Raw genomic sequence first — 11,770 nt, forward strand, 5'->3', positions numbered from 1 at the left:
TGGACTACCTGGGCCGGGTTGACCACCAAGTGAAAATCCGTGGTTTTCGTATCGAGCTGGGTGAAATCGAAGCCCGCTTGCGTGAACAGGACAGCGTCGGTGAAACCGTGGTGGTGGCCCAGGAAGGCCCGACCGGCAAGCAGCTGGTCGCCTATGTGGTGCCTTTGGACCCGGCGTTGATCGACAACGCCGTGGCGCAATCGAACTGCCGCGAAGGGCTGCGCCGCGCCTTGAAAAGCCGCCTGCCGGATTACATGGTGCCCACGCACCTGCTGTTCCTGCCACGCATGCCGCTGACCCCGAATGGCAAGCTCGATCGCAAAGGCTTGCCGTTGCCCGACGTGAGCCTGATGCAGCAGGTGTATGTCGCACCACAGCGCCAACTGGAGCAGAAAATCGCCGCGATCTGGTCCGATGTACTGCGTTTGCCGCGTGTGGGCTTGCATGACAACTTCTTCGAACTGGGTGGCGACTCGATCATCTCGATCCAGGTGGTCAGCCGTGCCCGCCAAGCGGGCGTGCGCTTCACGCCCAAGGACCTGTTCCAGCACCAGACCGTGCAGAGCTTGGCGACCGTCGCCCGTGAAGGCGAGGGTGCGCTGCTGCTGGATCAGTCAGCGCTGACCGGCGAGTCGTTGCTGCTGCCGATCCAGCATGCGTTTTTTGCCGATGACATCCCCGCGCGTGAGCACTGGAACCAGTCCGTGGTACTGCAACCGCACCAACGGTTGGAGGTGCCCGTGCTGGTGGCAGCGCTTGAGGCGTTGATCGTGCATCACGACGCCTTGCGCAGCGCGTTTGTTCAAGGCGCAAATGGCTGGACGGCAACGTATCGAGGCGCAGCGCAGCACCAGGCCGAACAGGTGGTGTGGCAGACCACGCTCACGACTGGCGAGGAGCTTGAGGCCTTGGGCGAAGAAGCCCAGCGCAGCCTCGACCTGAGCCAAGGCCCTTTGCTGCGCGCCGTATTGGTCGACATGGCCGATGGTTCGCAGCGCTTGCTGTTGGTGATCCATCACTTGGTGGTGGACGGTGTGTCCTGGCGCATTGTGTTGCAAGACCTGCAAACGGCCTACCGCCAACTGGCTGAAGGCGCCCGTGTGGCGCTGCCGGCGAAAACCAGCTCCACCCGCGCCTGGGCCGAACGGCTGCAGGCTTACGCCGGCACCACGGCGCTGGCCCAGGAGTTGGCGTGGTGGCAGACCCAGTTGCACGGCAGTCGCGCCGGTTTGCCGGGCGCCGACCCGCAGGCCAGCGTGAGCAACCGCCATGCACTGAGTGTGACTACCCACTTGGGCCAGGGCTTTACCCGGCGGTTGTTGCAGGACGCCCCAAGCGCCTACCGGACCCAGATCAACGACTTGCTGCTGACAGCCCTGGCGCGCGTCATTGTGCGCTGGACCGGTGATGCGTCGATGCTGATCCGCTTGGAAGGCCACGGCCGTGAAGACCTGTTCGATGAGATCGACCTGACCCGCACCGTCGGTTGGTTTACCAGCCTCTATCCGTTGCAACTGACGCCGAGCGACTCGTTGGCAGGTTCGCTCAAACAGATCAAGGAACAACTGCGCGCCGTACCGAACAAGGGGCTGGGCTTTGGCGCCTTGCGCTACCTGGGCAATGCCCAGGCGCGAGAAGCATTGGGCGCCTTGCCGCGCCCACGTATCACGTTCAACTACCTGGGGCAGTTCGACGGCAGTTTCGAGGGCGGCGAACAGGAAGGTTTGTTTGCGCCTTCCGGTGATGCCAGTGGCAGCGAGCAAAGCCTGGATGCGCCGTTGGGCAACTGGCTGGAAATCAATGGTCAGGTCTATGGCGGTGAACTGAAGTTGAACTGGAGTTTCAGCCAAGCCATGTTTGCCGAAGCAACCGTGCAACAGTTGGCGGATGACTACGTGTTGGAACTCAAAACCGTGATCGAGCATTGCTGCGCTGCGGCGAATCAAGGCGTGACACCGTCGGACTTCCCGCTGGCGCGCTTGTCTCAAGCTCAACTGGATGCGCTGCCACTGAGTGTCTCGCAGGTTGAAGACCTGTACCCGCTGTCGCCGATGCAGCAAGGCATGTTGTTCCAGTCGCTGTATGGCGAAGGTTCGGGCGATTACATCAACCAGATGCGCATCGACGTGGACGGCCTTGATGTGCCGCGCTTTCGCCAGGCCTGGCAGGCGGCGGTGGATCGGCATGCGATTTTGCGCAGCGGTTTCCTCTGGCAGACCGATGTGGAGCAACCGTTGCAGGTGGTCTACAAGCAGCGGCACATGCCGCTGCAGGCGCTCGATTGGCAGGGCCGCGTGGAGTGCGCTGCGGCGCTCGATAGCCTGGCCGAGTCGGCGCGGGCCCAGGGGTTTGTACTGGAACAAGCGCCGCTGTTGAGCCTGTCGGTGATCCGCACCGGGGCGTCGAGTTATCACTTGATTTACACCAATCATCACATCCTGATGGACGGCTGGAGTGGTTCGCAGTTATTTGGCGAGGTGTTGCAACACTACGCGGGCGAGCCGCTGTCCGCACCGATCGGGCGTTATCGCGATTACATCGCCTGGCTGCAGGCGCAGGACAAGGCTGCCAGCGAGACGTTCTGGAAAGCTCAACTGGTCAACCTGCGGGCGCCTACGCACTTGGCGCGTGGCCTGTCGACCGAGGCGCCTGCGGCCCGGGCGGCCAATGGCGAACATCGCCTGAGCTTTGATGTCGCTCACACCGAACGCCTCAAAGCCTTCGCGCAAAGCAACAAGGTGACGCTCAATACCTTGGTGCAAGCCGCCTGGTTATTGCTGGCGCAGCATTACACCGGGCAGGCCACCGTCGCGTTTGGCGCCACCGTGGCAGGCCGTCCGGCGGAGCTGCGCGGTATCGAGCAGCAGGTCGGTTTGTTTATTAATACGCTGCCGGTGGTGGCCACACCTGAAGCGCACATGTCGGTGAGCCAATGGCTGCAGCAGATTCAGGCACAGAATGTGCGCTTGCGCGAGCAAGAACACACGCCACTGTTTGAGATCCAGCGCTGGGCCGGGTTGGGCGGCGAGGCCCTGTTTGACAGCATCCTGGTGTTCGAGAACTACCCGGTGTCCGAGGCCCTGGAGCAGGGCGCGCCGTCGGGTCTGCGCTTTGGTGCGGTGCACAGCCTGGAGCAGACGCACTACCCGCTGACCGTGCTGCTGGGCATGGGCGACAGCCTCGGGCTTGAATTCAACTACGTCCGACAGGCCTTTAGTGCCGCACATATCCAGCGCCTGGCCGAGCACTTCCAGCAATTGCTGAGTGCGTTGATTGTCGACGCCGACCAGCGCCTGGCCGCACTGCCGACAGTGACGCAGGCCGAGCGCCAGACACTGCAGGCCTGGAACACCACGGCTCAGACTTACCCGCTGCACCAGGGCGTGCATCAGTTGATTGAGGAACAGGTGCTGCGTACGCCGCACGCCCCAGCCCTGGCGTTTGCCGGGCAACACCTGAGCTACGCCGAACTGAACCGTCGGGCCAACCGCCTCGCGCATCGTCTGATGGCAGCCGGTGTCGGGCCGGACGTGCTGGTCGGGCTGGCGGTGGAGCGCTCCATCGAGATGGTTGTCGCTCTGTTGGCCGTGCTCAAGGCCGGTGGTGCCTATGTGCCGCTGGACCCGGAATACCCGCGTGAGCGCCTCAGCTACATGCTGCAAGACAGCGGCGTGACGTGGCTGCTGACCCAGGCGCATCTGCTGGAACACCTGCCGATCCCGGCAGGTGTGCAGAGCCTGGTGCTGGAAACAGGCGAAACCTGGCTTCAGGGCTACAGCGAGCACAACCCTGATGTCGCGGTGGATGGCGAAAACCTCGCCTATGTGATCTACACCTCGGGTTCTACCGGGCAGCCCAAGGGCGCCGGTAACCGGCATTCTGCGCTGACCAATCGACTCTGTTGGATGCAGCAGGCGTATGGCCTGGATGGCAGCGATACGGTATTGCAGAAAACCCCGTTCAGTTTTGACGTGTCGGTGTGGGAGTTCTTCTGGCCGTTGATGACCGGCGCACGTCTGGTGGTGGCAGCGCCGGGGGACCATCGTGACCCGGGCAGGTTGGTTAGCCTGATCAATGCCGAGCAGGTCACCACGCTGCATTTTGTGCCGTCCATGCTGCAAGCTTTCTTGCAGGACACGGCAGTCGGATCCTGCCATAGCCTGCAACGTATTGTGTGCAGCGGCGAAGCCTTGCCCGTGGATGCTCAGCAGCAGGTGTTTGCCAAGCTGCCCGCTGCCCAGTTGTACAACTTGTATGGGCCGACGGAAGCGGCGATTGATGTGACCCACTGGACGTGCGTCGACGAAGCAAGTGACGCCGTGCCGATTGGCCGACCTATCGCCAACCTGGGTTGCTACGTGCTGGACAGCAACCTGGAACCGGCGCCGGTGGGCGTGCTGGGCGAGCTGTACCTGGGCGGCATCGGTCTGGCGCGGGGTTATCACCGTCGGCCGGCGCTGACCGCTGAACGGTTTGTGACTGACCCATTCGGCAGCGGCGCACGCCTGTACCGCTCCGGCGACCTGGCGCGCTATCGCGACGATGGCGTGATCGAGTACGCCGGGCGCATAGACCATCAAGTCAAGCTGCGCGGGCTGCGCATCGAGTTGGGAGAAATCGAGGCGCGCCTGCTGGAGCATGCCTGCGTGCGTGAAGCGGCGGTGCTGGCTGTGGACGGCACGCACTTGGTGGGTTACGTGGTGCTGCAGGCGCCAAGTGAGGATTGGAAGGGAATGGTCGCCGCGCACTTGGCTGCGCAGTTGCCGGATTACATGGTGCCGGCACAGTGGGTTGTATTGGAGCAGATGCCGTTGAGCCCCAACGGCAAGCTGGATCGCAAGGCATTGCCCAAGCCGCAAGCCAGCGCTGCAGAGGCGTATCAGGCGCCGCACAGCGAGATCGAGCAGCACGTCGCCGCGGTGTGGAGCGAGGTGCTCGGGGTTGAGCAGGTTGGCCTGAACGACAACTTCTTCGAGCTCGGCGGCCATTCCTTGCGCGTACTGTTGCTCAAGGAGCGTCTCCGGCAGGTGAGCGGGGTCAACCTGTCTATCAGCCAATTGATGCTCAACCCCACCGTGCGCGGGCAGGTCAATTGCCTGCAGGGCGATGCGCGCAGTGAGGTGATCGTCAAGCTCAACAGTCAGACCCACGGTACGCCGCTGTTCATGTTCCACCCAAGTTTTGGTTCGGTGCATTGCTACACCGCGATTGCCTTGGCGCTGCGTGAGCAACGCCCGGTGTACGGCGTGATCTGCCGCGCATTGTTGGAAGAGGGCGCTTCGGTACCCGAGTGGCAGGCGATGGTTGACGATTACGCCGCGCAATTGGTGTTGGCCCAGCCACACGGCGCCTATCGCCTGGCCGGCTGGTCGCTGGGCGGCAACCTGGCGATGGAGGTCGCTTACGCGCTGGAGCAAGCAGGGCGTGAGGTCGAATTTGTCGGTTGGATCGATTCCGCGCCGCCGCAATGGCTCACGCCGTATTGGGACGCGGTGGTCATCGAGGAGGGCCGCGAGGTATCTGCCAATGAGCGCCGCGCGGCGTTACTGGGGGTGATGTTCCCGGCATTTGCCGAGCAGATTGAAGCTGTCTGGCAGCAGTGCCAGCGTCAGGCGGCGGATGAAGACGGGCAATGGCACGCGTTTATTGCCTGGGCCGAGCAGACCCTGGGTGAGGCGTTCACCGGCATCAAGGAAGAGTTGCTGCGCGGCAACGAGGCGCAGATTTCCTGGGACGTCGACCGTGCGTTGAGCGAGCGTTTGGCAGCGGCTGACTTCAAGCCTATCCAGGCGCCGGTCAGTTGCTGGTGGGCTTCTTTGAGCCGCGCGGGGCACTTCAAGGACCTGATCGAGCAGAGCATGGCCAGTGTGATAGTCCAGGGGCGCATCCAGCGTTCAGTGATGATCGACACCGATCATGACGGCATTATCGACAGCCCCGAGTTCATCAACAGTTTGGTGGCCGCCATGGCGTAAGGGGCCAACGCACGAACCAACCCGGATCATCGATCCGGGTTTTTTTGTGCGTGTTTTCAGGCCAGGCAGGCATAAAAAAGCCCGATGAAAGCGGCGCTTTCATCGGGCGTTGGGTTGATCGCCTGGGCGATCAGTGCATCAGGTCAGAAGTCCCAGCGAGTGCTGAACATCACGTTGCGCGGCTCACCGTAGGCCGCCGAGTTATAGAAACCCACGTTGGTGTAGTAGGTCGTGTCGAAGAGGTTGTTGAGGTTGACGGTCGCCGAGAGGTTCTTGGTGACCTGGTAGCGGGTCATCAGGTCCACCACGGTGTAGGACGACTGGGTGATGTCCTGGTTTTTCTTGAGTGGGTCATTCCAGATCTCATTCCAGGCCTTGCTCTGCCAGCGCACGCCGCCACCGACGGTGAACTTGTCCAGAGCGCCCTTGAGCTTGTAAGTGGTGTTCAGGTTGACCTGGTTTTCTGGCTCGAAGGTGGAAATCTTCTTGCCGTCTTCGTCGCGCACGATCTTGTGGGTGTAACCGCCCTGCAGTTGCCAGCCTGGGCTCAACTCACCGGAGATTTCGGCCTCGTAGCCTTTGGTGACGGCCTTGGAACTCCTGAACGCATAGTTATTCGGTCTCGGGGTTTGGTTGTTGTAGGCATCGTCCGGGATGGCACGATTGGTCTCATGGACCTCGAAATACGCAAGGCTAGTGTTCAAGCGGCCGTCAAAGAACTCACCTTTGAGGCCCACCTCGTAGTTTTGCCCTTCGTCCGGCTCCAACAGTGTTTGGTTGCGATCTTTATAGGTGCTTTCCTGAGGTTGGAAAATATCGGTATAGCTGGTGTACACCGAGAAATTGTCGTTCAAGTCATAGATCACACCCGCATACGGGATGAACCGGCCGGTTTCCTTGTAGGAGGGGTTTATACCGGTGACGTGATAGTTGGCGACGCGCCCGCCGAGAATCACGTTCAGGTCATCTACTACGTTCAAGCGTGTCGTCACGTAGTAGCCGGTCTGACGGATAGTGTCGTCGGTGTACTGTTGGACCGGGCCGTAGATAGGCTTGGCGATCTTGCCATTCCAGTTGTAGAAATCCACTTTGTTGCCGCCTGGCCATTCGGGCGACCAATAGCCCTTGCCCTGCCAGCGCGAGGTGCCGATCGAGCCGCCTACGACCAGCTCATGGTCGCGGCCGAACAGGCTGAAAGGCCCGGTGGCATACAGGTCGGCCGAGGTGCTTTTGGTTTCGCCAGTGTACTTTTGCCCGTTGATCGACGCGCTGCCATCGGACTGGGGCTCAACGAACTGGATCGAGCCCAGGTCGGCGTGATAGCTGTTGATTTTATGATCGAGTTGGAACTTGGTCACCCAGCCGTCACCCAGGTCATGCTCGAGCATGGCAAAGGCGGTGCGGGTGTTTTGCTCCCAGGAACTCCAGGTCGTGCCGTTGTTGTAGGAGCGCGGCATCTTGTTGATGCTGCCGTCGTATTTCACCAGCGGGAAGGAACCCGACCAACTGGAGCCTTGTGGAATGCTGTCCTGGTAGTCGAAGCCCACGGTCAGCATGGTGTCGGGGGACAGGTCGAATTCGGTAATGCCGTAGTAGGTTTCGGTCTTGCGCGAGTAGTGGTCCATGAACGACTTTTTGTCTTGATACGCCGCCACTGCGCGACCACGGACGTTGCCGCTGTCGGTCAAGGGGCCGCTGACGTCGACTTCGCTGCGGTAGTTGTCCCACGAACCTGCGCCCAGTTGCACATGGCCCTTGAATTCTGAGGTGGGCTTCTTGCGGATCAGGTTGATGGTCGCGCCCAGTGAGCCGGCCCCGTTGAGCAGGCCGGTAGCGCCTTTGAGAATTTCGACACGGTCGTAAATGGCCATGTCGCTCAGGGTGTTGCCTGCCGAATAGCCGACGTTGCGCACGGTGGACGGAATGCCGTCGTACTGGAAACTGTTGACCGAAAAACCACGCGAATAGTAGTTGGTGCGGTCAGTGTCGTAGGCCGACACGGTGATGCCCGGGGTGTGGCGCATCACGTCATCAACGTTATTCAGGCCGAAGTCTTCGATGTGCTGGCGGGTGATCACCGTGATCGACTGCGGGGTTTGCCGTGGCGTCAGGGTCAGGCGGGTTGCCGTGGCAATGGTGCCCGGCGTATAGGAACCGGAGCCCTCGGTGATGTTACCCAAGGTATTGCCAGTGACCTCGGTCGGGCTCAACTCCAGCACTGCGGATGTACCGGCGGCGGTCACGGTCAGCGAGTTGCCACTGAGGGTGTGGGTTGTCTCGGTCCCACCCAGCAAGGCATCAATTGCGCGCTGCGGCTCCATTTTGCCCTTGACCGCGCGACTGCGTTTGCCCTGCACATCGCTTGGGCTGTACAGCACCTGCACGTTGGTCTGGCGCCCGAATTCCTGCAGCGCGCTCCCCAGCGACTGTGCAGGAATATCCAGCTCGATCTCCTGCGCCTGCGCATAACCTGCAACCGGGAGCGATATTGCCAGGGCCAGGGCGCTAGGAAGAAGATTGATGTTCAGGGCCCGGCGCATGGATAGCGCTTTGCTCAGAGGGCTGAGACCGAGTCTTGCTGGCATGGCTACTTTCTCTTCTATGTTTAAGTGGGCAAGTTATAGGTATCTATTGAGTATTATTCTCATTACCACTAGTGAGACGTTCCTACTTGTAAAAACCGGAAAAGAAATGTCAGGCGGGTTCCATTTCGTGCACGACCTGGCCGGCGCGCAGGCGTACCAATTGATCGGCGATGTCGAAATAGCGGTCGTCGTGGCTGATCACGATGATGGTTTTGCCCAGGCGCTTGAGGTCCGGTAGCAGCTCGGTGTAGAAAATCCGGCGGAAGGCCGGGTCCTGGTCGGCGGCCCATTCGTCGAACACCAGCACCGGGCGTTCTTCAAGCCATGCGTTGACCAGCGCCAGGCGTTTGCGTTGGCCGGTGGACAGGTCGGTGGTGCTGAAGACGCCATCCTTCACGCTGACTTTGTGCGCGATTTCCAGGCGTTCCAGGTATTTGGTGGCGCTGTCCAATGACTGCGTGGCGCTGCCCTGTACCAGGTCGTCGAACAGGTAGTAGTCGGAAAAGATCGTGGTAAACAGTTGACGGTAGTCATCACGCTCGGGGTCGGTCACGGCCTCGCCATTGAGGTGAATCTCACCCGCCTGGGGCGGGTACAGGCCTAGCAGCAGCTTGATCAGGGTGGTCTTGCCGCTGCCGTTTTCGCCGACGATAAACACGATATCGCCTTGTTTGATGCTCAGGCTGATCGGCCCCAAGTGGAACGGCTCACTGCCTTCAATGGCCGGCGGGCTGTAGCTCACGCCGCGCAGTTCGAGGCTGTTGACCACCGGTTTGGGGGCTTCGCTGTCGTCCATCAGCAGGTGCGGTTCCGGGGACGAGAAACGCTCCGACAGTTCGCTGATACGCCCAAAAGCGATCTTGGCCTTGCCCACCACCGGCAGGTAACCAAGCAGGTGTTCCAGCGGGCCTTTCATGTACAGCAGCACCAACACGAAGCCGGTGATCACGGTCGGGTCCGGGTTCGGGTTGTAGGCCTGCATCGCCAGGGCGAGGCCGATTACCACGAAGAACAGCATCGAGCCAAACGTCTTGGCGAGGATGTAAATGTTGACCGAGCGCACCTGGATGTCGCTGATGCGGTCGGCGGTTTCCTGGATGCGATGGGTGTTCATGCGAAAGCGCCGTGGCCGGTGCATGCGCAGTTCCTTGGCGCCGGAAGCGATCGCGTTGTAGTAGCGCTGCAATTCGTCCTCATGGCTGCGGGCCAGGTCGAAACCCTGGATGCCCTTGCCGCCGGCAATGAACTGCACGGCGCTGCCGATGATGATCGCCACCACCATCATCAGGAACATCGGCACCGACAAATAGGCCAGGTAGCCCAGGCAACCGAGGGTGACTGTGGCGGCGATGGCCAGTGGTGTGAAGGCGAAGGAAAAATCGCTGATGGTGTCGACGTCATGAGTCAGCACCGGGATCAGGCGGTGAGAGCGGTAGCGCTCGATCTGGCCGATGGGCGCCGACAGGACTTTCTCGCCCAGGTCTTTGCGCAACGCGGCGATGATGCGTTGCCCGACGTAGTTGGTGCCGATGTCCGAAATGATCGAGCTGACCAATGCCAGCACGCACAGCGCCGCAAACGTCAGGACCACGCCTTGGGTCATGCCGTTTGCCGAATGCAAAGCATTATTGATGGTGGCCAACAACAGCGTGATGGCCAGGCCGCCCGCCATGCCCAGGGCGACGGAGACCGTCACGATAGTGCGAAAAGGCCTGAGCAAGGCGAGCAAACCCTTGAAGGCGCTGCGTTTGGGGTCGGTCATAAATACATCCCGGAGAGTGAAAAGAGGGGCTGGGCACACAGACCCTTACCCATGACAAACGAAGCGTCGGCACGAGTATTTAGCTCGGCGTGCCGGATGGCAGCGCTAAGGGATAAATTGCCGCCGCGCTGGTTCGTTCTTGTGCTGTAGGTGCACGTGCATCGACACGGCGCGCAGTCCATTGAGCGAGAGCGAAACAATGACGAAAAAGAACCTGGTATATGTCTGGTCCCTGAGAAATGCCGCCGCCGACAAGGCCGGGCAGCCGGTGGCCTACAAGGACCACGAGCGCTACATGAAATCGGTACTGGAGTTTCTGGTGGGTTCGCTGAACGACACGCCGCTGGGCGAGGCTTACAACCTGGTCGGCGTGGTGTACGACGATGACGAGCAGAACCCACGTGATCAGCAACGGGTCAGCGATTACGGTTTTGCCTATAAGCCAGGCCGCCAATGGTTGTACCCGGCGGACTTGCAAGTGCAGGGGCGACTGGTCAACGACCTGTTGCTGAGCGTGCCGTCCACCTATCGCCGCCTGCCGCGCGGCAGTGCCGAGCACATTGCGGGCAAGCAGGATTTTGAGCGTCGCCTGCATGACACGCTGGTGGAGTTAAAGGCCGATATCGTCGTGCTGGATGGTCTGCTGGTGATTCTGGATGAGCTGGTGCGCCCGGGTGCGCCGTTTGCCCGGCGGATCATGAACATTCACCCAGGCATCACCCGCATCGAATCGCCTTACGAACGCCGTGGCGCTTACGCCACCTGGAATGCGTTGTACGGCGCGCGCGGGCAAACGGTGGTGGACTGGGCGACCAAGGCCACCACGCCGTCGGAGCCGCTGTACCTCACCGGGGCGTCGTTCCACTACGTGGATAACGGCATCGACTCCGGTGAAGTGTTCCACGATGTACTCAAAACCGAGATTGCGCCCGAGGACACCATCCTCGAACTGCGCTGGAACAACTTCAACAACAGCCTGTTCCCGGCGCTGCATGAAGGGTTGGAGTTGTTGGCCAAGCAGGCCTGAACCTAACCCTATTGGGTGCAGACAGATCAAAATGTGGGAGCTGGTGGTCTTAGGGTTCGCGCACGACTCTGAGCCTTGTCCCACACTCATTGCCGCGAATTTCTACCTGATGTACGCAGAGCAAAATGTGGGAGCGGGCTTGCTCGCGAAGGCGGTGAATCAGTCGATACATCAGGTGGTTGGCACACCGCCTTCGCGAGCAAGCCCGCTCCCACCTTTGAAAGGTGGTGGTCTTAGGGTTCGCGCACGACTCTGAGCCTTGTCCCACACTCATTGCCGCGAATTTCTACCTGATGTACGCAGAGCAAAATGTGGGAGCGGGCTTGCTCGCGAAGGCGGTGAATCAGTCGATGCATCAGGTGGCTGGCACACTTCACACTGACTTCTCGAGTTAGCCCGCTCCCACCTTTCGCATGGGGTG

The 11,770-nt window shown here is 61.0% G+C and carries 4 protein-coding genes; 2 read left to right on the forward strand and 2 right to left on the reverse strand.

The annotated features are described in order from the left end of the window. A partial coding sequence (locus E0F99_RS25730) for a non-ribosomal peptide synthetase (RefSeq protein ID WP_130908998.1) occupies positions 1-5,975 on the forward strand: 5,975 nt, incomplete at its 5' end. Positions 5,976-6,118: 143 nt separating this feature from the next. Here the strand turns inward: E0F99_RS25730 and E0F99_RS25735 are convergent. After that, positions 6,119-8,560 (reverse strand): TonB-dependent siderophore receptor, encoded by a 2,442-nt coding sequence (locus E0F99_RS25735; RefSeq protein ID WP_083358712.1) that lies wholly within the window; start codon positions 8,558-8,560, stop codon positions 6,119-6,121. 109 nt (positions 8,561-8,669) lie between these two features. After that, positions 8,670-10,322, reverse strand: a complete 1,653-nt coding sequence (locus E0F99_RS25740) for a cyclic peptide export ABC transporter (RefSeq protein ID WP_083358711.1) — start codon at positions 10,320-10,322, stop codon at positions 8,670-8,672. A 199-nt stretch (positions 10,323-10,521) separates the two neighbouring features. Between E0F99_RS25740 and E0F99_RS25745 the strand changes: the two genes are divergently transcribed. Next, positions 10,522-11,349 carry a N(5)-hydroxyornithine transformylase PvdF gene (locus tag E0F99_RS25745; protein ID WP_083358710.1) on the forward strand — a complete coding sequence of 276 codons (828 nt, stop codon included), beginning with the start codon at positions 10,522-10,524 and terminating at the stop codon, positions 11,347-11,349. The last annotated feature ends 421 nt before the right edge of the window (positions 11,350-11,770 follow it).

Source organism: Pseudomonas antarctica, assembly GCF_900624995.1.
GTDB lineage: Bacteria > Pseudomonadota > Gammaproteobacteria > Pseudomonadales > Pseudomonadaceae > Aquipseudomonas > Aquipseudomonas antarctica.